Source organism: Streptomyces luteosporeus, assembly GCF_039532865.1.
In the GTDB taxonomy this organism is placed as follows: domain Bacteria; phylum Actinomycetota; class Actinomycetes; order Streptomycetales; family Streptomycetaceae; genus Streptomyces; species Streptomyces luteosporeus.
This window is the reverse complement of record NZ_BAAASL010000017.1, coordinates 67,537-87,332: the sequence shown is the minus strand read 5'-3', so window position 1 is coordinate 87,332 and position 19,796 is coordinate 67,537. Positions and strand designations below refer to the sequence as shown.

Sequence of the window (19,796 nt, the reverse complement as noted above, 5' to 3'; positions counted from 1 at the left end):
GCTAGCTCCCTCGGTAGACGGAGTATCCGAACGGGCTGAGCAGCAGGGGTACGTGGTGGTGCTCGCCCGGTGCGACGACGAAGGTCACCGTCACCTCGGGGAAGAAGGCCGCACCCGCACGGCGGGCCGCCACGTCGAAGCGCAGCCGGGCGGCGGTGGCGCCGGGCGGCAGGGGCGCGAGGCCCGTGCAGCGCCCGTCGTCGTCGGTCGTGGCGGATCCGGCCGGGGTCCAGCGGCCGGCGCACAGGGCGCTCAGCTCCACCCCGAGACCGGCGGCCGGGCGGCCGGCGGCGGTGTCCAGGACGTGGGTGGAGACGGTGGTCGTCGCCGGCTGTGCGGTCATGGTCGTGCCGTCCCTTCCCCAGCGGGTGCCTGCACGGCCAGGCGGGCCAGCCTGAGGCGGTTGATGCCGGCCAGTTCGCCGCGCAGGACCTCCCGCTCGCGCTCGGCGGTGTTGCCCAGGCGCCGGCGCAGCGCGTCGCGCAACTGCTCGGCCGTCAGGCCGGTGGCGCAGATCAGGAAGACGTGCCCGAAACGCTCCTGGTAGGCGAGGTTGAGGGCGGCCACCTCGGCCCGCAGGGCGGCCGGGGCGTCCGCCATGCCGCGCTGTTCCCGCGCGGAGACGGCGTCGCCGGGCCGGGGCCGGCCGATCGGCGGATGCCCGGCCATGGCCTCGGCCAGAGCGGCCTCGCCGAGCCGGGCGACGGCCGCGTCGCTGGCGGTCAGCAGCTCCTCGGCGTCGTGGTACGGGCGGCCGGCGAGGACGTCGTCGGCCCAGGCGGTGCTGGTGCAGATCTCGTGCAGGGCGGCGCGGGCGGCGTCCTGCCCGGCCGCGTTGAACCGGGCCAGGCCCGGCGGCGAACTCGCAGTCACGGTGCAGACCTCCGCAGACCTCCGTGGCGCGTCGGACGAGCGTGCGGACAGCTAACGCCCTCCGGGAGGTTGCGTCAACAGTTTGTTGAATAAACCCCGGTCATTCGGCCGCCCGTTGGCGGTTGAGGTAGTTGTAGATGGTGAAGCGGCTCACCCCGAGCGCGGCGGCCACGGTCTCCACCCCGTGCCGCAGCGCGAAGGCGCCGCGCGCCTCCAGGCTCCGCACGACCACCTGCTTGGTGGCACGGTCCAGTTCCGCCAGCGGCCCGCCGTACCGGCGCTCCAGCTCGGCGAGTATCCCGCCGAGCGAGGCCGACAGGTGCGGCAACCGCACGGCCACGACCTCACGGCCCTCCCAGGAGAGCACCACGTCGTCCTCGCCGGCCTCCTCCGGCGCCAGCATGTCCCCGCCCAGCGCGTCGACGAGGGGACGCAGGGCCGACCGGAAGGGATGCTCGCTCAACGGCCGCCCGCCTCTTCCCCGTTGATGACGTTGACCTGCAGCGACACCCGCGTGGCACCGGCCTGCAGGGCCTCGCGCAGCAGCGTGTCCAACGCCCCGAGGACGCCCTCGGCGCCGCCCTCGACGGTGTTGCCGAACGGGCCGATCTCGACCGCGTCCAGCGCGGCGCGCTGCACGGCGTCGCGGGCGGCGACGGCGTGCGGCGGGGGCTCGTCGAGATCGAAGGGCTCGGTCGTGAACTCCAGTCTCAGTCGCACGGGTTCACGGTACTTGACAGGGCTGCGGGGCAGCGGCAGCCTGCAGACACGCCTCACGCTTTGGAAGTTTCTTTCCGCATAACGGAAGGAGGTGGCTTCCGGTGGACCGCTTCGCGGTGAACCTCTCGATGCTCTTCACCGAACTCCCCCTGCTGGACCGCCCCGCGGCCGCCGCGGCGGCCGGCTTCACGGCCGTGGAGATGTGGTGGCCCTGGCCCGGCACGCCCGTACCGGACCGCGACGAACTCGACGCACTCGCGTCGGCGTTGAAACGCGCCGGTACGCAGCTGGTCGCGCTCAACTTCTACGCGGGCCACCTGCCCGGGCCCGACCGGGGCGCCGCCTCGGTACCCGGCGAGGAGTCCGCACGCTTCCGCGCCAACACCGCCGTCGCCACCGCCTTCGCCGGCGCCCTGGGATGCCGGGCCCTCAACGCCCTGTACGGCAACCGGGCCGACGGGGCCGACCCGCGCCACCAGGACGAACTCGCCCTGGAAAACCTCGCGCTCGCCGCGCGGGCCGCGGCCGACGTCGGGGCCGTGCTGCTCATCGAGGCCCTCAACGCGGCCGAATCGCCGCACTACCCGATCACGTCGTCGGCGCGGGCCGCCCGGCTCGCCGAGACCGTGAACGCCGTGACCGGACTGGACAACGCGCGACTGCTCCTCGACCTGTACCACCTGGCGGTGCAGGGCGAGGACCTCGCGGAGACCATCGCCCTCCACGCGGCACGAGCCGGCCACGTCCAGATCGCGGACGCGCCGGGGCGCGGGGCGCCGGGGTCCGGCTCGCTGGACTTCCCCGACGTCTTCGCGCGGCTGGCGAAGGCGGGCTACGGCGGCTGGATCGGCCTCGAATACCGCGCCGCCCCCGCAGACCGCTTCACGTGGCTGCGACGCTGAGCGCCTCGTACCCCCTGCCGCCGGTTTGTGGGCAGGCGTTCCGCTGGGCGGAACGGGTGGGCACAAACCGGCCCACCGGGCAGCAACCGCCCCGGGGGTCCGGGGCGCAGCCCCGGGAAACGGCGAAAGGGCGGGACCGGGGCACCACAACCCACCGAAAGGACACCGCATGGCCCCCGCAAAACGCTCCGTCGCCTGGATAGGCCTCGGCATCATGGGCTCCCCCATGGCCGAGAACCTGCTCGCCGCCGGCTACCACGTCACCGGCCACACCCTCGAACCGCACAAGCTCGACCGTCTCGCCGCCCGTGGCGGCGTTCCCGCCGCCTCCGTGGCGGAGGCCGTCTCCGGCGCGGAGGTGGTGGTCACGATGCTGCCCGCCGACGCCGAAGTGCGGGCCGTCGTCCTCGGCGACGGCGGCGTGCTGGAGCACGCCCGCCGCGGCGCGCTGCTCATCGACATGTCGACCGTCTCCCCCGGCACCGCCGTGGCCCTCGCCCGAGCCGCCGCCCCGCGCGGCGTACGGGTGCTGGACGCGCCGGTGTCGGGCGGGGAGGCGGGGGCGGTCGAGGGGACGCTGTCGGTCATGGCCGGCGGGGAGGCCGACGACGTCGCCGCGGCCCTGCCGCTGCTGCGTGCCCTCGGCACGACGGTCACCCACTGCGGCCCGCACGGCACCGGCCAGACCGTCAAGGCCGCCAATCAGCTGGTCGTGGCCGCCACCTTGCAGGCCTGTGCGGAGGCCGTGGTGCTGCTGGAGAAGTCGGGGGTGGACCTGGTCGCGGCCCTGGACGTGCTGGGCGGTGGTCTGGCCTCGTCCGCCGTCCTGTCCCGCAAGCGGGAGAACTTCCTTTCGCGCACCTATCCGCCGGGGTTCCGGATCGACCTGCACCACAAGGACATGGGCATCGTCCTGGCGGCCGCCCGCGAGGTGGGCGCGGCGCTGCCGCTGGGGGGCCTGGTGGCGGCGCTGGTGGCGGCGGCGCGGGCGCAGGGCGACGGGGGGCTCGACCATTCCGCCCTGCTGCGGGGCGTGGAGCGGCTCTCGGGCCTCACGCCGAAGGGGGAGGCGTCGTGAGCGTGCCGGTCGTCCCGGCGATGGCAGCTGCCGTGCACATCCTGCGCGACGAGGGCGTGGACGTGGTTTTCGGCTGTCCCGGCGCGGCGATCCTGCCGCTGTACAAGGCCATGGAGGTGGACGGGCGGATCGCTCACCTGATCGTCCGTCATGAGGCGGGGGCCGCCCACATGGCCGACGGCTGGGCGCGGACGAACGGCCGGGTCGGGGTGGCGCTGGCGACGTCCGGTCCGGGTGCCACCAATCTGGTGACCGGTCTGTACACCGCCTTCGCGGACTCGGTTCCGATGGTGTGCGTCACCGGTCAGGCGGTCTCCGGCAAGCTGCACCAGGAGGCGTTCCAGGCGGTGGACATCACCGCGGTGGTACGGCCGGTGACCAAGTGGGCCGTGCAGGTCAAGGAGGCGGCGCAGATCCCGTGGGCCTTCCGGGAGGCGTTCCGCGTCGCGCGGGAGGGGCGCCCCGGGCCCGTCCTGGTCGACATTCCGTTGGACGTGGCGCGGCGGGAGATCCGCTACGACGCGGGCCTGGACGCCCCGCTGCCCGTACGGACGGCGGCCCCGCACCCCCCGAGGGTGGAGGCGGCACTGGAGATGCTGCTGGCGGCCGAGCGGCCGCTGGTGCTGGCGGGCGGCGGGGTGGTGCTGGCCGAGGCGGCGGCGGAGCTGCGGGCGCTGGTGGAGCGTCTGCGGGTGCCGTTCCAGGTGACGTTGATGGGCAAGGGCGTCATCGAGGACGACCACGAGCTGAACATGGGCACCACCGGCATCCAGACGTCCCAGCGCTATGCCAACGCCTCCTTCCTGGAGTCGGACTTCGTGCTCGCGGTGGGCGCCCGCTTCGGTGACCGGCACACCGGTGAGGACCTCGCGGTCTACCGGGGGCGGCGCACGTTCGTGCACGTCGACGTGGACCCCGGCCAGCTGGGCCGGGTCGTCGAGCCGGACCTCGGCATCGTCTCGGACGCCCGGCTGTTCCTCGCCGCGCTGCTCGAGGCGGCCGAGCGCCGGGGCGTACGGGAGGGCGCGGGGTGGCGGGCGTGGCGGGAGCGGTGCCGGCACCTGAAGGGCACCCTGACCCGCCGGGAGGACTTCGCGGGTGTGCCCGTGAAGGCACCGCGTGTCTACAAGGAGATCAACGAGGCGTTCGGCGAGGACACGTACTTCGTGACCGCCATCGGCCTGTACCAGATCTGGGGCGGTCAGCACCAAAGGGCCCACCGGCCGCGCCACTACCAGGTGTGCGGGCAGGCCGGACCGCTGGGCTGGGAGGTGCCGGCGGCCATCGGGGTGAAGACGGCGCTGCGCGGCATGGGGCGGGGCGCCACGGAGGTGGTGGGGATCGTCGGCGACTACGGCTTCCAGTACACGGTGGAGGAGCTGGCGGTGGCGGCCCAGTACGACATCCCGTTCGTCCTGATCATGCTCAACAACGAGTACCTGGGCCTGATCCGGCAGGCGTCCGTCGGCTATCGCATGAACTATCAAGTCGACGTGCACTACGACGAGCGGGGCACCGACAACGTGGCGCTGATGGCCGCGTACGGGTGCGCCGGGCGCCGGGTGGAGACGCCCGAGGAGATCCGGCCGGCCGTCGAGTGGGCCCGCAAGGAGGCGGTGGCGACCTCGCGGCCCGTCCTCGTCGAAATCATGATCGACCGGGAGGCGAACACCCCGCACGGCTCGAACATCGATTCCGTGCGGGAGTTCGAGCCACTTCCGTGACATGAGCCCCTGTGGCCCCGGAAACCTCCGGGCGGCGGCGCACGACAGAAGACCGGTCGCGCCCGGCGCCGCCGTCCGGAGCACATGAGCCGCCCTGCCTTGCCGATTCGCTCCCCGGCCGCCCCCGCATCGTGGACGATGGGGATCCCCACTTCCCCTAGGACCCTTCGCTGGAGCCGAAGATGGCCAAGAGCGTGCCGGTGCACTGCCCCACGTGCCACCGGGAGCACTCCTTCACCCCACCGACCTTCCCCTGCGCCTGTGGAGCGCCGCTGACCCTGCCCGTGCCGGCCGACGCGACGCCGGAGTTACTGGCCCACCGCAGCTGGCGCGACTCCTGGGTCGCGGTGCGCTGCCCCTCGTGCGACCGGCAGGGCCAGTGGCCGCGGCCGGAACTGGGCTGCGCCTGCGGCACCGTGGTCCGCCTGCCCGTCGTACCGCCCCGCGCGAACGCCGCCGAGCCGGGTGCGCCGGAGGCGGGCGCGGCGGAGCGGGGAGCCGCCGAGCAGGGCGCGCCCCGGTCTGCGGCCGGCCGGGAGCGGCAGCGGCCGCGGGCTGCCGGGCCGTTCCGCCCGGTGCCCATCCGCACCGAGCGCGATGCGGTCATGTCGGCCGAGCGCTACCTGCGCTGGCTCGGCTTCACGGACGTGCGCCGGCCCGGCGTCCGCGCGGCTCCCACCGCCTCCGGGGTGAACCTCCGCGGCTCGCGGGTGATCGCCCGGATCGACCCCACGACCCTGCCCACCACGCTGCGTGACGTGGAGTGCCTGTGGCTGCGCAGTCTCATGGAGGACGTGATCGGCATCTGCTTCTCGCTCGCCGGCTACGCCCGGGACGCCCGGTGCCGGGCGGACGACCTGCGCCTTCCGCTGTTCGTGATGGACCTCACCGGGGCTCCGCAGGCCCTGAACGACTGGGCGGACGACCTGCTGCGCACGGGCCGCCCCTGAGGCGCGCGAGCCCTTGGCGCCCCCTGGGTACCACCGGGTCCCCCACGCTGCGTGAAACCTCAATTCTTGCTCTGAACTGCCCTTCCCCCATGGCCAGTTGGGCGAGCCGAGGCGGAGACTGGACGCAGGGCCCGCGAGCCACGGGGGACCGCGGGCCCGTCCAACGGGGGAGCACGGGGGAACCAACGGGGGAAACGCAGGAGGGAACGGGGGACAACGGGGGGAACGAGGAAGAGTTCGACGGGGGAACCGGGGGCGGTGGGGCAGGGCCCGTGAAGGGCCGGCCCACCGCCCCCGGCCCGTGCCGGCCCTAGCCGCCCGCGGCCGCCGGGTCCGTCCCGCCCAGCAGGGCCGCGCCCTGCTCCCGCAGCTCGACCTTGCGCACCTTGCCGCTGACGGTCATGGGGAAGGCGTCCATCACCCTCAGGTGGCGCGGCACCTTGTAGTGCGCGAGCCGGCCGTCGCAGTAGGCGGCGAGCTCCTCGCGCGTGAGGGGGTCGGCCGGATCCCGCAGGACGACGCAGGCCATGATCTCCTCCCCGTACTTGGCGTCGGGGACCCCGACGACCTGAACGTCGGCGATCTTCGGGTGGGTGTGCAGGAACTCCTCGATCTCGCGCGGGTAGACGTTCTCCCCGCCCCTGATGATCATGTCCTTGATGCGGCCCACGATGCGCACGTAGCCGTCCTCGTCCATCTCGGCGAGGTCGCCGGTGTGCATCCAGCCCTCGGCGTCGACGACCTCGGCCGTGCGCGCGGGGTCGTCCCAGTAGCCGAGCATCACCCCGTGGCCGCGGGTGCACAGCTCGCCCGGCTCGCCCCGGCCCACCGTGGCGCCGGTCACCGGGTCGGTGATCTTCACCTCGGTGTGCGGCAGGACGAGACCCACCGTGCCGGTGCGGCGTTCGAGGTCGTCGTCGCGCCGGGTCTGGGTGGAGACCGGGGAGGTCTCCGTCATGCCGTAGCAGATGGCGACCTCGGCCATGTGCATCTCGGCGACCACCCGCTTCATCACCTCCGACGGGCAGGGCGAGCCGGCCATGATGCCCGTGCGCAGGGAGGACAGGTCGTAGGTGGCGAAGTCCGGCAGGCCCAGCTCGGCGATGAACATCGTCGGCACCCCGTACAGCGAGGTGCAGCGCTCGCGTTCGACCGCGTGCAGGGTGGCGGTGGCGTCGAAGACGGGCGCCGGGATGACGATGCAGGCGCCGTGCGAGGTGGCGGCGAGATTGCCCATGACCATGCCGAAGCAGTGGTAGAAGGGCACGGGCAGGGCGATGCGGTCCTCCTCGCCGTAGCCGAGACCCTCCCCGACCAGGTGGCCGTTGTTGAGGATGTTGCGGTGCGAGAGGGTGGCGCCCTTGGGGAAGCCGGTGGTGCCCGAGGTGTACTGGATGTTGATCGCGTCGTGGCAGCTCAGCGTGGCCTCGCGAGCGGCGAGCAGGGCCGGGTCGGTGCCGCGGCCGAGCTCCACCAGTTCGTCCCAGGTGGAGTCGCCGATGAAGACGACGTCGCGCAGCCCGGGGCAGTCGCCGCGCACCTGCCCGGTCATGTGCCGGTAGTCGCTCGTCTTGTACGCGGTGGAGGCGACGAGCACGCCGACGCCCGCCTGCCGCAGCACGTACCCCAGTTCGTGCACGCGGTAGGCCGGGTTGACGTTGACCATGACGGCGCCGATGCGGGCGGTGGCGTACTGGATCAGGACCCACTCGGGGCAGTTGACGGCCCAGATGCCGACCCGCTCGCCCTTGGCCACCCCCTTGGCGAGCAGTCCGAGGGCGACCTCCTCCACGGCCCGGCCGAACTCGGCGTACGTCCAGCGGCGCCCGCCGCCGACGTCGACGAGCGCGTCCCGGTCGCCGAAGCGGGCGACGGTACGGGCGAGGTTCGCCCCGATGGTCTCCTCCAGGAGCGGGGTGTCGGTGGGGCCTGCCGTATGCGCGGGCGTGTGCGCGGACAAGGTGCTGCTCACCGGTGGTCCTCCTCGCGGTACTCGGTTCCCTCGCCGCGCGCGGTGCGCTCGCGCAGCTCGATGCGGCGGATCTTGCCGGAGACGGTCTTGGGCAGGTCGGCGAACTCCAGGCGCCGCACGCGCTTGTACGGGGCGAGCACGGCCCGCGAGTGGGCGAAGAGGACCTTGGCCGCCTCCGGCCCCGGCTCCCAGCCCTCGGCCAGGACGACGTACGCCTTGGGCACCGACAGCCGCAGCGGGTCGGGGGCGGGCACGACGGCGGCCTCGGCCACGGCCTCGTGCTCCAGCAGGGCGCTCTCCAGCTCGAAGGGGCTGATCTTGTAGTCGCTGGATTTGAAGACGTCGTCGGCCCGCCCGATGTAGGTGATGTATCCGTCCTCGTCCCGGGCGCCGATGTCGCCGGTCCGGTAGTAGCCGTCCGCCATGACCTCGGCGGTGCGCTCCGGGTCGCCCGCGTAGCCGGTCATCAGGCCCACCGGCCGCTCGCCCAGGTCGAGGGCGATCTCCCCTTCGCCGGCCGGCCGCCCGGTGTGCGGGTCCAGCAGGACGACCCGGTAGCCGGGGCTCGGGCGGCCCATGGAACCGGGCTTCAGGCGCTGCCCGGGCGGGTTGGCGATCTGCACGCACGTCTCCGTCTGCCCGAAACCGTCGCGGACGGTCACCCCCCAGGCGCGCCGTACGGCCTCGACGACCTCGGGGTTGAGCGGCTCTCCCGCGGCCACGGCCTCGCGCGGCGGGGTGCGCAGGGCGCGCAGGTCCGCCTGGATGAGCATGCGCCACACGGTGGGCGGGGCGCAGAAGCTCGTCACCCCGCAGCGGTCCATCTCCGCCATGAGGCGGGCGGCGTCGAAGCGGGTGTAGTTGTGGACGAAGACGGTGGCCTCGGCGTTCCAGGGCGCGAAGAGATTGGACCAGGCGTGCTTGGCCCAGCCGGGCGAGGAGATGTTGAGGTGGACGTCACCGGGGCGCAGCCCGATCCAGTACATGGTGGCCAAGTGGCCGATGGGGTACGAGGTGTGGGTGTGCTCGACGAGCTTGGGGCGGGCAGTGGTGCCGGAGGTGAAGTACAGCAGGAGGGGGTCGTCGGCCCGGGTGGGCCCGTCCGGGGTGAAGTCCTCCTCGTCCCCGGCCGGCTCCTCGTAGGAGATCCAGCCCTCGGGCGCTCCCCCGACGGCGATGCGGGTGAAGTCACCGGTGAGACCTGCGAACTTGGCGGTGTCCTGCGCCCGCACGACCACGTGCCGGGCGCCGCCGCGCCCGATGCGGTCGGCCAGGTCGGCCGGGCCCAGCAGCGGGGTGGCGGGGATGACGACGGCACGCAGCTTCATCGCCGCCAGCGCCGTCTCCCACAGCTCGGCCTGGTTGCCGAGCATCACCACGATGCGCTCCCCGGCCCGTACGCCGTGTGCGCGCAGCCGGTTCGCGACGCGGTCGGAGCGGCGGCGCAGCGCGTCGAAGGAGATGCGCTCCTCGCCGCCGTCCTCCTCCACGATCCACAGCGCCGTGCGGTCGTTGCCGCGGGCGATCGCGTCGAACCAGTCCAGGGCCCAGTTGAAGTGCGCGGGCCGGGGCCAGGCGAAGCCCTCGTACGCCGCCGCCCAGTCCTCGCGGTGGGCGAGCAGGAAGTCCCGCGCCGCCCGGAACCCGGCCGGGGCCGGTGCGTCCGCCGGGCCCGGGGCGCCGGTCGCGTTCATTGCCGTCACATGTCCTCCCTGTCGCCGGGCACCCGGTCGGGCCCGCACTCCAGCATCGTGCGCCGGTGATCGCCCGCGGACCAGACCCGGGGGGAGTGGTTTCCCGCCCGGGCAGGCACCGGGCCCGGACCGCGGGCGGCGTCAGCGACGCGTCAAGGGACGGCCGGGCAGGGTCAATGTGCTGTCAAAGCGGCGTACGACCGCGCCGGGAACGGGCATACCGTGACCGACGAACCGACCGATCCTCCGACTGTTCTCCCGAGGAACGTCATGCATGTGAGCCGTACCCCGGCCGAGGCCGCCGCCGTCGCCGCGGCCGCCGCCGGCACCGACACCCCGCAGGGCCCCGCCGGCCGCGCCGGCGAGGACGGGGAACCCTCCCATCCCGGCCCGGCGAAGCCCCTGTACGTGCCCGTCAGGCCCTGCCCCTGGGGCTTCGCCCTCCGCGTCTTCCGCACTCCCCTCGGCACCCGGACAGCCGTCGCCTTCAGCAGCAGGCGGCGGCTGTCGGACTGTCTGGGGCCCGGCGTGGCCGCCGTCCGTCTGTCCCTGCCGGCCGTCCGGGCGCTGGCCGCGCCGCTGGGCGTCCGCGAGGTCTCGGTGGACCCGCAGCTGAGCGCTCCCCCGGTACGGCCGTTGCCGCCGGAGGACACCGCACCCTCCCTGCCGGCCCTGCCCGCGTAGGCCGTGTCCGGCGGATCGTCCAGTGCCCCGTCAGGGGCGCGGGGCGGTGCCGATCTGCGGCTGCCGCCGCGTGGGCGCGACCAGCCACGACGCGCCCGCAGATCGCCCGGGCCTCGGGGCGGTGTGTCAGCTGCGGGCCGTCGCGGGCCGATCGCGCAGTTCCCCGCGCCCCTTCGGGGCGCCGTGGTGGCCACGTGCCGAAGAGCGCCGGACATGCCTCGAAGCCCCCGCGCCCCCGTGCCGCGGGCGCTCGCCGTTCATTCTTCGTGCCCCTGGAGTCCTTGACGTGACCCTGCCCCTGTCCCCCGCCGCCCTGCCGCCGTTGCCGCCCCTGCCCGGGACGCCCGCGCCGGTGTGGCCCGCCTCCACCACCCTCCTCTCCCCCGGCGATCCGGCCGTCGGCGGCGTCGGTCTGGCCGAGCTCGCCGACCGCTTCGGCACCCCGGTCTACGTGATCGACGAGGCGGAGGTGCGGGCCAGGGCCCGGGCCTGGCGGGCGGCGCTGCCGGACGCGGACGTCGCGTACGCCGGCAAGGCGTTCCTGTCCCGCGCCATGATCCGCTGGGTCGAGGAGGAGGGCCTCCTGCTCGACGTGTGCTCGGCCGGCGAGCTGGACCTCGCCGCCCACGCCGGCTTCCCCGCCGAGCGGATCGTCCTGCACGGCAACGCCAAGAGCCCGGCCGACCTGCGCGCCGCCCTGCGGCTGGGCGTGGGACGCATCGTCCTCGACAGCGCCGGCGAAGTGGCCCGGCTGGCCGCGCTGGTACCGGCCGGAACGCGCCAGCGCGTACTGCTGCGCGTGGTGCCCGGGGTGGCCGCGGGCGCGCACGCGGCCGTACGCACGGGGGTGGAGGGACAGAAATTCGGGCTGCCGGTCGCGGGCGGCGAGGCGGAGGAGGCGGTGGCGCGGATCCTGGGCCAACCGCGGCTGGAACTCACCGGACTGCACTGCCACCTCGGCTCCCAGATCACCTCGACCGGCCCCTACGTCGACGCCGTGCGCCGCCTGGTCGACGTGCTCGCGCGCATCCGCGACCACCACGGCGTCACGTTCCCCGAGCTCGACCTCGGCGGCGGCTTCGGCATCGCCTACCGCGAGGGCGAAAGCGCCCTGGACCCGGTCGCCTACGCCACCCGCGTCACCGCCGAGCTGGCGCTGCGCTGCGCCCACGCCGACCTGCCGGTGCCCCGGCTGACGGTGGAGCCGGGACGCTGGATCGCCGGGCCCGCCGGAGTGGCGCTCTACCGCGTCGTCGCCGTCAAGCACACCGGCGCCCGCACCTTCGTCGCCGTCGACGGCGGCATGAGCGACAACCCGCGCCCGGCGCTGTACGGGGTGCGCTACACCGTACGGCTGGTGGGCCGCGCCCCGGCACAGCCCACGCGCCCGGTGACCGTGGTGGGCCGGCACTGCGAGGCGGGCGACGTGCTGGCCGAGGGCGTGGAACTGCCGCGGGACGTACGCCCCGGCGACGTGCTCGCGGTACCGGCGTCGGGCGCGTACCAGGTGTCGATGGCCTCGGCGTACAACCTCGTCGGCCGGCCCCCGGTCGTCGCGGTCGCGGACGGCCGCGCCCGCCTGCTCGTCCGCCGCGAGACACCGGCCGACCTGCGCAGCCGCGACGTCGGGGAGTGAGGGCCGGGACCGGGCCCGGACCGGCCGGAGAGGTGGCCGGCCCGGGGCGGGTCAGGAGATCTTGCCCGCCGCGCGCAGGGAGGCCAGGACGGCGTTGACGGCCTCGGAGGACAGGTCCTCGCCGGTGGCGCGCCGGTGGTAGTTCAGGCCGCCGGGGTTCTCCATGTTGACCTCGATCACATAGGGGTAGGCCAGATCGATGCCGACGTAGAAGATGCCGTGGTCCATCATGCGCTTGCCGAGACGGCGCAGGAAGGCGTCCTCCTCCTCGGTGAGGGTCAGCCGCTCGAAGCGGGCGCCGACGGTGGCGTTGGCGCGGTTGTCGTTCTCGCGGTGGAAGCGCAGGAAGCCGGTGACCGGGGTGTCGCCCGCGAGGATCACGCGCTTCTCGTTCTCGCGGACGTTGGGGATGTACTCCTGGATGGCGGTGTACCGCTTGGCCATGCCGATGATGTCGCGGCCGTAGCTGATGTAGCGGGAGGTGACGTTGCCGGTGGCGGACGCCAGCAGGGCCGAGCGGTTGCGGTCGCGCTCGTTGACGACGTAGACGTTCTGGCCGCAGCCGCCGTTGGTGGGCTTGGTGACCCAGGAGCGGTCGGGGTCGGCCTCGACGAGCTCGTTGAGGAAGTCGTAGTCGTTGGAGACGTACGACACCGGCAGGTTCTCGCGGGGCACCAGCGCACCGAGGTTGATCTTCGAGTTGAGGTAGAAGAGGGCGGTGGCGTCGTTGACGAAGGGCACGCGCTGGTTGAGCAGCCACAGGAGCTGGAAGTAGTCGGTGAGGGCTTCGGGGTGGGTGCCCGCCAGCACCCACACGAGGTCGAAGTCCTCGGCGGAGGCGTAGGACTCGCTCAGCTGCGGGAACGCGCCGCCGGCGACGAACTCCTGCGAGACGCGCATGCGGTCGCAGACGACGACGCCGTCGTGCAGGCAGAGGGTGTCGATGTCACCGATGTGAACGTCGTGGCCCTCGCGGTACAGGGCGCTGGGGATGATCGAGTGGTTGTCGAGCTTGAACTTGTACGCCTCGGACACCAGGACGAGGATCCGGTAGGCCATGGGGGTCGCCTTTCTCGTGGTCATGCGCTCGGCAGGTCTTCCAGGTGCTCCATCAGCCACGTCTCGGCCTGCAGGAGCCGCTCCTCCACCTCGGCGGCGTCGCGGCCGCGGACGGTGACGAAGCACAGGTACGAGGCGCTGTGGAGGGTGACCGCGTCGGGCGCGATCTGTTCGTTGACCTCGTAGTGGTGCACCCACTCGAACGGCGGCCGGCCGGGCAGGCGCACCGGCCGGCCCTGCGGGAGGATCGACACCGAGCCGTGCACCTCGGCGGGCGCGGCCGTCGTTGGGGGGTCGGCGGGCAGGCCGCTCGACAGGCGCAGGGCGGCGGTGTGCAGGTCCACGCCGTAGGTAGCGCGGGTCAGGACGGGGATGCGGTCGCCGCCGACGCGCGCGGCGATCTCGCAGAAGACCAGTTCGTCCCCGGGGGTGTGGAAGACCTCCAGGTGGTAGGCGCTGGCCTCAGGCACCTCGAAGGCTTCCAGGACCCGGTCGAGGTACTCCTCCAGGCGCTTGGCGAAGGGATCGTCCGGCCGCAGCTGCACGGAGCCGTTGTTCTCGCCGGAGAAGACGCCGAGGCAGCTGCGCAGGTAGCGGGAGGAGGCCACGAAGCGGTAGCCGGGGCCGAGGACGGCGTCCACGTGGTACATCGGCCCCTCGACGAACTCCTCGGCCATGAGGTCCTCGCGCCAGGGGCGGCGGCTGAAGGCGACGAGGTCGTCGTCGCCGCGCAGGACGGAGATGTCGCGCGAGCCGCCCTGCTTGACGGGCTTGACGACCACCGGGTAGCCGGTCGCCTCGATGAAGTCGGTGAGGTCGGTGAAGACCTCCAGCCGGGCGAAGCGGGCGGTGGGCACCGTGCGCGCGGCGACGCGCTTCATGACGGACTTGTCGCGGAAGGACAGCGCGCTGGCGGACGACTGGCCGGGGAGGCCGAGGTCCTCGCGCATGCGGGCCACGCGCTCCAGGTCGTACTCGTTGTCCGTGATGATGTGCGTGAAGGGCTTCTCGCGCGCCAGGCGGCGGATCATCAGCTCCGGGTACGGCACGGTCTCGCAGTTCTCGACGTACTCGTAGTGGGCCAGGCCCTCGGTGTTCTTCAGCTCGTGGTGGCTGAAGACGTGGAGCCGGTCCTTCGCGTCGGGGAACATGGCGGGGTAGTCGAGCCGGGGGCCGTAGTTGATCACGGCGACGTTGGTCATGGGAGTCGGCCTCTTCCTGTGGCGTGCGAGGGGCTTCGTCGGGGGTGCGGGCGCGGCTCAGTGGAGCCGGCGGCTGCCGGGGACGGCCCGGTGGCGGATGTCCCACTGGTTGCGGCGCACGTAGGTGCGCTGCAGCCAGCGGTCCCGGCCGTCGTAGCGGGCGGTGAACGGCGAACGGGCGTGCAGGCCCTTGCGGTTGTTGATCAGCAGCGCCTGTCCGGGACGCAGGAGGACCTCGTGGGCGACCTGGCGGCAGGCGGCCTGCAGGCGGTCGAGGGCCGTACGGGCCTCCTGCGTCATCGGGTGGACACCGTTGGCCGCGGCGGACACCTCGGGGAAGGCGTCCGGGCCGCTGATCATCGGGACCGGGTCGGAGAGCACGTCGACGCCGCCGGCGACGTCCCGCACGTAGCTGCCGGGGGCGTTCATGCGGAACAGCGGGCTGCGCAGGACCGTCAGGGTCTCGGCGTCGACGGCGCGGCAGATGTCGCGGGCGTCGGCGTAGTACGTGCCGGCCACCCCCTCGTGGTCGGCCCGCAGGCAGCTGAGCACGAGGAAGTCGGGGCTGGCCAGGTCGTAGCGGCCGCCGGCGTCGTGGACGATGTCGTTGTGGAAGTTGAGGAAGACGGAGGAGCCCTGGTTGGTCTGGGTCATGGCGCCGCCCGGGACCGGCACGACGTCGTGCACCAGTTGTCCGTCCTTCTCAGTGGCGAAGCCGACGGGCTCTCCTAGCAGGCCGCTCAGGCCCAGCAGCACGCCCTCGGCGACGAAGGTGGTCTTCTCGCGGCTGGGGCGGCCGTCCGCCGGGGTGGCGGGCAGGTGCGCGTCGACGGGCAGGTTGCGCACGTAACCGACGCCCGGGGTGTCGCAGTGGCGGCCGAAGTCGAGGATGCGCTGGAGGGTGTCGGTGGGCAGCTGGGCGAAGACCTGCAGGTAGCGGGTCATGGCCCGGTCGATGTCCGCGGTCGGCTCGCCCTCGGCGGCCAGGGCCGCGCCCAGGCCGTCGCGCACGTCGTCGGGCAGGGCGATCTCGATGAGGGTGGCTTCCGCGGCGGCCGCGGGTGCGTGGACGGTCATGGGCGTGCTCCTGCGGGGAGGGGAAGGTCCGGGGAATCGGGGGTGGACAGGGGCAGTTCGGCGTGAAGCCGGCGCGCGAGCGCGACGGCCGCGTCCTCGTCGGCGGCGACGTGGACGGCGGCCCGGCCGCCGCGGATCCGCGTGACGGGGATGCCGACGACGCGGCCGGGGGCCAGGCCGTGGCGGCGCAGGGCCTCCTCCTGGTCCACGTAGCCGCCGATGACGGCGACCCGCGGGCCGTCCACGAGCCGGATCGCGTCGACGCCGTCGGCGCGGAAGGCGTCGAACGCCAGGTCGGCGGCCGTCCCATCGGGGAAGTCCAGGACGACGGAGCGCAGGTTGAGGACGACCGCGTCGGCCCCGGCACCGCCCGCGCCGATGACGGTGCCGCGCGCGAAGGGTGCCTTGTTGTGGCGGCAGACGAGGGTGACGCCGTGCTGTTCGGCCAGGCGCACGGCCCGCCGGTGCAGGACCTTGGCGCCGTGCCGGGACATCTCGGCGGCGTCCCGGTAGGAGACGTGCTGCAGCAGACGGGTGCCGGTGACCTGGTTGGGGTCGCTGGTGTGGATGCCCTCGACGTCGGAGTGGATCTCGCAGTGGGTGGCGCCCAGTGCGACGGCCACGGCGACCGCGGACAGGTCGGAGCTGTTCTTGCCCAGCCAGGTGGGCCGGCCGCGCCCGTCGGCGGCCTGCCCGCCGGGGACGACGACCACGTCGTGCGCGGCGGCGGCCCGCCGCAGCGGCTGCGGGTCGATGTGCTGCAGCCGGGCCCACATGAAGGTCTCGTCGGTGGTGAACCCGTTCTCGTGCCCGGCCAGGACGGTGGCGGATCTGCCGGCCGCGTTCAGGGCGGCGGCCAGCAGGTGGGCGCTGACGGTGTCGGCGAGGGTGAGCAGGCCGGCGACGCGGTCGCCGGTGGGCCGGGGGTCGGCCTCGTGCAGCCGCGCGCGCAGCAGTTCCGTCTCGCCGGGCATGGCGCTGACCACGACGGCCAGCGGCCGGCCCTCGGCGTCGACGCGGGCGGCCAGCTCCTTCGCCAGCTCGCCGTAGGCGGCGGGGCGGGGGAAGCTGGAGCCGCCGAACTTCAGCACGGCGGGCGTGCGGGAGGACTTCGCGGCACTCACAGCACGCCCCGCTCGGTGAGGGCCTCGGCGATCTGAAGGGCGTTCAGGGCGGCGCCGATGCGCAGGTTGTCCGCCACGATCCACATCCAGAAGCCGCGCGGGTTGTGCGGGGCGACGCGGACGCGACCGACGTGGACGTGGTCGGGCTCGCCGGCGGTGCGCGGCGTGGGGAAGGCGCCGGGCGTGGTCGCGTCGTGGACGGTGACCTCGGGCTCGGCGGCCAGCAGGCGGACGAGCTCGTCGCGGTCGACGACGTCGTTGCACTCCACCCAGGCGGCCTCGGAGTGGCCGTTGACGACGGGGACGCGCACGCAGGTGGTGGTCACGTCGAGGTGGGGCAGGCCGAGGATCTTGCGGGATTCCTGGAGCATCTTCTGCTCCTCCAGCGTGAACCCGCTCTCCAGCAGCTCGTCGATGAAGGGGATCACGTTGAAGGCGAGGGTGGGGGTGAACTCCTCGGCCGGCGCCTGGGCGGCGGGGTCCGCGAGCGTGACGCGGCTGGCCTCCTGCAGCTCGGCGATGCCGGAGTGGCCGCGCCCGGAGGCGGCCTGGTAGGTGCTCACCACGACCTGCCGGATGCCCCACCGGTCGGCGACCGGCCGCAGCAGCCTGACGAGCGGGATGGTGGAGCAGTTGGGGTTGGCGATGATGCCGCTGTCCGGACGCCGGCCGAGCTCGTGGGCGTTGACCTGCGGAACGACCAGGGGGGTGGCCGGGTCCATCCGGAAGGCGTTGGTGTTGTCGACGACGAGCGCGCCCTGTTCGACGGCACTCGGCACCCAGGTGCGACTGACGGAACTGCCGGCGGAGAAGAAGGCGAGGTCGACGGTGGAGAAGTCGAAGGTGTCCAGCGCCTCCACGCGGTAGGGGCGGCCGTCGACCTCCAGTTCGCGGCCGGCCGAGCGCGGTGAGGCGACCAGGCGTACGTCGCGGTAGGCGAAGCCGCGCTCCTCGATGAGGCGGATGAGCGCGGTGCCGACGGCGCCGGTGGCGCCGACCAGGGCGATGCGGGGGGCTGGGGCGTCGGTGGTGAGGGTCATGACGGTGGTGTCTTTCCGTTCGATTCCGGCTCGTTCCGAATTCGGCCGGGCCGGCGGCCCGGCGCCGTTCACAGCAGGTGGGCGAGCACCGCGCGCAGCGCGCCGGGCCGCTCGGTGACGGGCAGGGGGTCCACGAAGTGGACGGGCGAGCCGAGGGCGGCGGCCCCGGCGTCGGCGACGCGGTCGTCGCCGACCATGGCGACGTCGGGTGCGGCCAGGCCGAGGAGGTCGCAGGCGATGCGGAACAGCCGCGGGTCGGGCTTTTGGATCTCGTGCTCGAAGGAGAGCACGAAGGCGTCGACGTACTCCTCCATCCCGTGGTGGCGCAGGATGGGCCGCAGGTCGTAGCCGATGTTGCTGACCACGGCGACGGGCACGCCGCGCTCGTGCAGCGTGCGCAGCACCTCCAGGGTGTCGGGGTAGGGCTGCCAGGCGGGCGGGGTCATGTGGCGCTCGTAGAGGGGCTCGACGAGCTCGGGCCAGGGCAGGCCGGCGGCGCGCAGCAGCCCGGTGTACGCGGCCCGGTGCCGGACGACGTCGAGGTCCCGTTCCTGCCACAGCCGCATGAGTTCGGGGCCGGCGGCGGTGGGGGCCGGGCCGCCGGGCACGGCGCCGAACTCCCGCAGCCGTGCCGCCCACCTGCGCACGTCGTCCTCGCCGATGCCGAGCCCCGAGTCCGCGGCGACCGCACCGAGCCAGGTCTCGGCGTCCTCCAGGTGGAAGAGCGTGCTGGAGAAGTCGAACATGCATCCTTTGACGGCCATGGGGCCTCCTTCGGTCGTGACAGGGGGTGCGGCGCGGGGTGGGCGCGGTGGGCGGTGAGCGTCCCTCAGGCTGGTGGGCGGTGGCGCCGGGCGCGGTCCAGCAGGTGGCCGAGCAGCGCGGCGAGGGCGGCGAGGGCGGCGATGGTCGTCATGGCCCGGGGCAGGCCGAACGCCTCGGTGAGGAAGCCGATGGAGGGCGGGCCGAGCAGGATGCCGGTGTAGCCGAGGGTGGAGGCCACCGCGACGCCGTGGGAGCCGCCGAGGGCGCCGGCGCTGCCGACGGCGACGGGGAAGACGTTGGCGAGGCCGAGCCCGGTGAGCCCGTAGCCGGCGAACACCAGCCAGGGCTGGGGGGCCAGGGCACCGGTGAGCATGCCCACCGCGGCCAGCAGGCCGCCGGCGACGAGGACGGGGGTGCCGCCGAGGCGTTCCAGGAGGCGGGTGCCCGTGGCCCGGGCGAGGGTCATCAGCAGGGCGAAGAACGCGTAGCCGGCCGCCGCGACGCCGGGCCCGGTGTGCAGGTCCTCGGCGAGGTGGAGCGAGCCCCAGTCGGCGAGGGCGCCTTCACCGTAGGCCGTGCACAGGGTGATCAGGCCGTAGACGGTGAGGAACAGCCGTACCCGGCCCGCCGGCGTCCCCGCGCCGCCCTGCCCGGTCTCCGCGCGGGCCGCGGCGCCGCCGGCGGGCGGTACGGGCGCGCGCAGCAGGACGCGTCCGGCGCCGGCGGTGACGAGCAGGCCGATCAGGGTCAGCAGCAGCAGGTGCGGCTGGGGGCCCAGGTGGGGGGCGAGCAGCCCGCCGAGGCCGGCGCCGGCCAGGCCGCCCGCGCTGAAGGCGGCGTGGAAGGACGGCAGGATCGGGCGCCGGACGGCCTCGGCGAGGTCCACGGCGGCCGCGTTGAAGGCGACGTTGAGGCCTCCGTACGCGGCGCCGAAGACCAGCAGCACCAGCCCGAGGGCCGGCGCGGACCCGGCGAGCGGGGGCAGGGCGACCGACAGCGACAGCAGGGCCGCGGTGACCACCGTGACGGGGTGGTTGCCGTAGCGGCGGCACAGCCGTCCGGTGAACAGCATCGTGGTCACCGAGCCCACCGACACGCCCAGCAGGGCCAGTCCGAGCGCGCCGGCGGAGGCGTCGGTCTGTTCTTTGATGGCGGGGATGCGCACGACCCAGCCGGCGAAGACGAAGCCGTCGAGGGCGAAGAAGAGGCTGATCGCCCAGCGCAGCCGGGTCACGGGCAGGTCGGCGGCGGCCGGCGCGGGCCGGCCGGTGTCCATGAGCTGGTCCATGAGGGGGC

General features: G+C 73.8%; 19 protein-coding genes. 6 read left to right on the top strand and 13 right to left on the bottom strand.

The features are described 5' to 3' along the window. Position 1: 1 nt before the first annotated feature. The 4 genes from uraH to ABD361_RS21890 form a co-directional block, all read right to left on the bottom strand. Positions 2 to 343, bottom strand: coding sequence for a hydroxyisourate hydrolase (gene uraH / locus ABD361_RS21905; protein ID WP_344437169.1), 342 nt, complete (start codon positions 341 to 343; stop codon positions 2 to 4). Next, positions 340 to 873, bottom strand: coding sequence for a 2-oxo-4-hydroxy-4-carboxy-5-ureidoimidazoline decarboxylase (gene uraD, locus ABD361_RS21900; RefSeq protein WP_344437168.1), 534 nt, complete (start codon positions 871 to 873; stop codon positions 340 to 342). The genes uraH and uraD overlap by 4 nt, the downstream gene beginning before the upstream one ends. 100 nt (positions 874 to 973) lie before the next feature. Beyond that, entirely contained in the window at positions 974 to 1,276 is a 303-nt protein-coding gene (locus ABD361_RS21895; RefSeq protein WP_344437237.1) for a helix-turn-helix domain-containing protein, read from the bottom strand. Between the two features lie 56 nt (positions 1,277 to 1,332). Further along, positions 1,333 to 1,593: a hypothetical protein gene (locus ABD361_RS21890; RefSeq protein ID WP_344437167.1), complete on the bottom strand. Its 261-nt coding sequence runs from the start codon at positions 1,591 to 1,593 to the stop codon at positions 1,333 to 1,335. 128 nt (positions 1,594 to 1,721) lie between these two features. Here ABD361_RS21890 and ABD361_RS21885 point away from each other — a divergent pair, with 128 nt between their 5' ends. From ABD361_RS21885 to ABD361_RS21870, 4 genes are all read left to right on the top strand, one after another. Beyond that, on the top strand, positions 1,722 to 2,495 hold the full coding sequence (locus ABD361_RS21885; protein WP_344437236.1) for a TIM barrel protein: 774 nt from the start codon (positions 1,722 to 1,724) through the stop codon (positions 2,493 to 2,495). Between the two features lie 169 nt (positions 2,496 to 2,664). Continuing rightward, on the top strand, positions 2,665 to 3,573 hold the full coding sequence (locus tag ABD361_RS21880) for a 2-hydroxy-3-oxopropionate reductase (RefSeq protein ID WP_344437166.1): 909 nt from the start codon (positions 2,665 to 2,667) through the stop codon (positions 3,571 to 3,573). Next, a complete protein-coding gene (gene gcl / locus ABD361_RS21875; protein WP_425583284.1) occupies positions 3,570 to 5,297 on the top strand; it encodes a glyoxylate carboligase in 1,728 nt (575 codons plus the stop codon). The genes ABD361_RS21880 and gcl overlap by 4 nt, the downstream gene beginning before the upstream one ends. A gap of 182 nt (positions 5,298 to 5,479) precedes the next feature. Next, complete coding sequence (locus ABD361_RS21870; protein WP_344437165.1) at positions 5,480 to 6,247, top strand: hypothetical protein; 768 nt, start codon at positions 5,480 to 5,482, stop codon at positions 6,245 to 6,247. Between the two features lie 310 nt (positions 6,248 to 6,557). On the opposite strand, the gene ABD361_RS21865 is transcribed toward ABD361_RS21870, so the two are convergent. Together ABD361_RS21865 and ABD361_RS21860 are read right to left on the bottom strand one after the other, a co-directional pair. Continuing rightward, a complete protein-coding gene (locus ABD361_RS21865) occupies positions 6,558 to 8,219 on the bottom strand; it encodes an AMP-binding protein (protein ID WP_344437164.1) in 1,662 nt (553 codons plus the stop codon). Continuing rightward, positions 8,216 to 9,913 carry an AMP-binding protein gene (locus tag ABD361_RS21860; RefSeq protein ID WP_344437233.1) on the bottom strand — a complete coding sequence of 566 codons (1,698 nt, stop codon included), beginning with the start codon at positions 9,911 to 9,913 and terminating at the stop codon, positions 8,216 to 8,218. Before ABD361_RS21860 ends, ABD361_RS21865 begins: the two co-directional genes overlap by 4 nt. Before the next feature lie 276 nt (positions 9,914 to 10,189). Between ABD361_RS21860 and ABD361_RS21855 the strand changes: the two genes are divergently transcribed. Both ABD361_RS21855 and lysA read left to right on the top strand, forming a co-directional pair. Then, positions 10,190 to 10,597, top strand: coding sequence for an SAV_915 family protein (locus ABD361_RS21855; protein WP_344437163.1), 408 nt, complete (start codon positions 10,190 to 10,192; stop codon positions 10,595 to 10,597). A gap of 292 nt (positions 10,598 to 10,889) precedes the next feature. Beyond that, positions 10,890 to 12,233: a diaminopimelate decarboxylase gene (gene lysA / locus ABD361_RS21850; RefSeq protein ID WP_425583291.1), complete on the top strand. Its 1,344-nt coding sequence runs from the start codon at positions 10,890 to 10,892 to the stop codon at positions 12,231 to 12,233. Positions 12,234 to 12,284: 51 nt separating this feature from the next. On the opposite strand, the gene ABD361_RS21845 is transcribed toward lysA, so the two are convergent. From ABD361_RS21845 to ABD361_RS21815, 7 genes are all read right to left on the bottom strand, one after another. After that, the gene (locus ABD361_RS21845) at positions 12,285 to 13,316 is read right to left on the bottom strand and encodes an ATP-grasp domain-containing protein (protein WP_344437162.1); all 1,032 of its coding nucleotides are present in this window, start codon (positions 13,314 to 13,316) and stop codon (positions 12,285 to 12,287) included. Beyond that, entirely contained in the window at positions 13,313 to 14,494 is a 1,182-nt protein-coding gene (locus ABD361_RS21840) for an ATP-grasp domain-containing protein (protein WP_344437161.1), read from the bottom strand. The genes ABD361_RS21845 and ABD361_RS21840 overlap by 4 nt, the downstream gene beginning before the upstream one ends. A gap of 57 nt (positions 14,495 to 14,551) precedes the next feature. Further along, positions 14,552 to 15,571, bottom strand: a complete 1,020-nt coding sequence (locus ABD361_RS21835; RefSeq protein WP_344437160.1) for a TauD/TfdA family dioxygenase — start codon at positions 15,569 to 15,571, stop codon at positions 14,552 to 14,554. Then, a complete protein-coding gene (locus ABD361_RS21830; protein ID WP_344437158.1) occupies positions 15,568 to 16,695 on the bottom strand; it encodes an amino acid kinase family protein in 1,128 nt (375 codons plus the stop codon). The genes ABD361_RS21835 and ABD361_RS21830 overlap by 4 nt, the downstream gene beginning before the upstream one ends. Further along, on the bottom strand, positions 16,692 to 17,735 hold the full coding sequence (locus ABD361_RS21825) for an aspartate-semialdehyde dehydrogenase (protein WP_344437156.1): 1,044 nt from the start codon (positions 17,733 to 17,735) through the stop codon (positions 16,692 to 16,694). Before ABD361_RS21825 ends, ABD361_RS21830 begins: the two co-directional genes overlap by 4 nt. 68 nt (positions 17,736 to 17,803) lie before the next feature. After that, positions 17,804 to 18,499 carry an HAD family hydrolase gene (locus tag ABD361_RS21820; protein WP_344437155.1) on the bottom strand — a complete coding sequence of 232 codons (696 nt, stop codon included), beginning with the start codon at positions 18,497 to 18,499 and terminating at the stop codon, positions 17,804 to 17,806. Positions 18,500 to 18,564: 65 nt separating this feature from the next. Continuing rightward, the gene (locus ABD361_RS21815; RefSeq protein WP_344437154.1) at positions 18,565 to 19,788 is read right to left on the bottom strand and encodes an MFS transporter; all 1,224 of its coding nucleotides are present in this window, start codon (positions 19,786 to 19,788) and stop codon (positions 18,565 to 18,567) included. Positions 19,789 to 19,796: the final 8 nt, after the last annotated feature.

Coding starts and splice junctions, on each gene's coding strand:
- uraH (WP_344437169.1), bottom strand. CDS start 343: ATGACCGCACAGCCGGCGACGACCACCGTCTCCACCCACGTCCTGGAC.
- ABD361_RS21895 (WP_344437237.1), bottom strand. CDS start 1,276: ATGCTGGCGCCGGAGGAGGCCGGCGAGGACGACGTGGTGCTCTCCTGG.
- ABD361_RS21885 (WP_344437236.1), top strand. CDS start 1,722: ATGCTCTTCACCGAACTCCCCCTGCTGGACCGCCCCGCGGCCGCCGCG.
- ABD361_RS21880 (WP_344437166.1), top strand. CDS start 2,665: ATGGCCCCCGCAAAACGCTCCGTCGCCTGGATAGGCCTCGGCATCATG.
- ABD361_RS21870 (WP_344437165.1), top strand. CDS start 5,480: ATGGCCAAGAGCGTGCCGGTGCACTGCCCCACGTGCCACCGGGAGCAC.
- ABD361_RS21860 (WP_344437233.1), bottom strand. CDS start 9,913: ATGAACGCGACCGGCGCCCCGGGCCCGGCGGACGCACCGGCCCCGGCC.
- ABD361_RS21845 (WP_344437162.1), bottom strand. CDS start 13,316: ATGACCACGAGAAAGGCGACCCCCATGGCCTACCGGATCCTCGTCCTG.
- ABD361_RS21840 (WP_344437161.1), bottom strand. CDS start 14,494: ATGACCAACGTCGCCGTGATCAACTACGGCCCCCGGCTCGACTACCCC.
- ABD361_RS21835 (WP_344437160.1), bottom strand. CDS start 15,571: ATGACCGTCCACGCACCCGCGGCCGCCGCGGAAGCCACCCTCATCGAG.
- ABD361_RS21825 (WP_344437156.1), bottom strand. CDS start 17,735: ATGACCCTCACCACCGACGCCCCAGCCCCCCGCATCGCCCTGGTCGGC.
- ABD361_RS21820 (WP_344437155.1), bottom strand. CDS start 18,499: ATGGCCGTCAAAGGATGCATGTTCGACTTCTCCAGCACGCTCTTCCAC.
- ABD361_RS21815 (WP_344437154.1), bottom strand. CDS start 19,788: ATGGACCAGCTCATGGACACCGGCCGGCCCGCGCCGGCCGCCGCCGAC.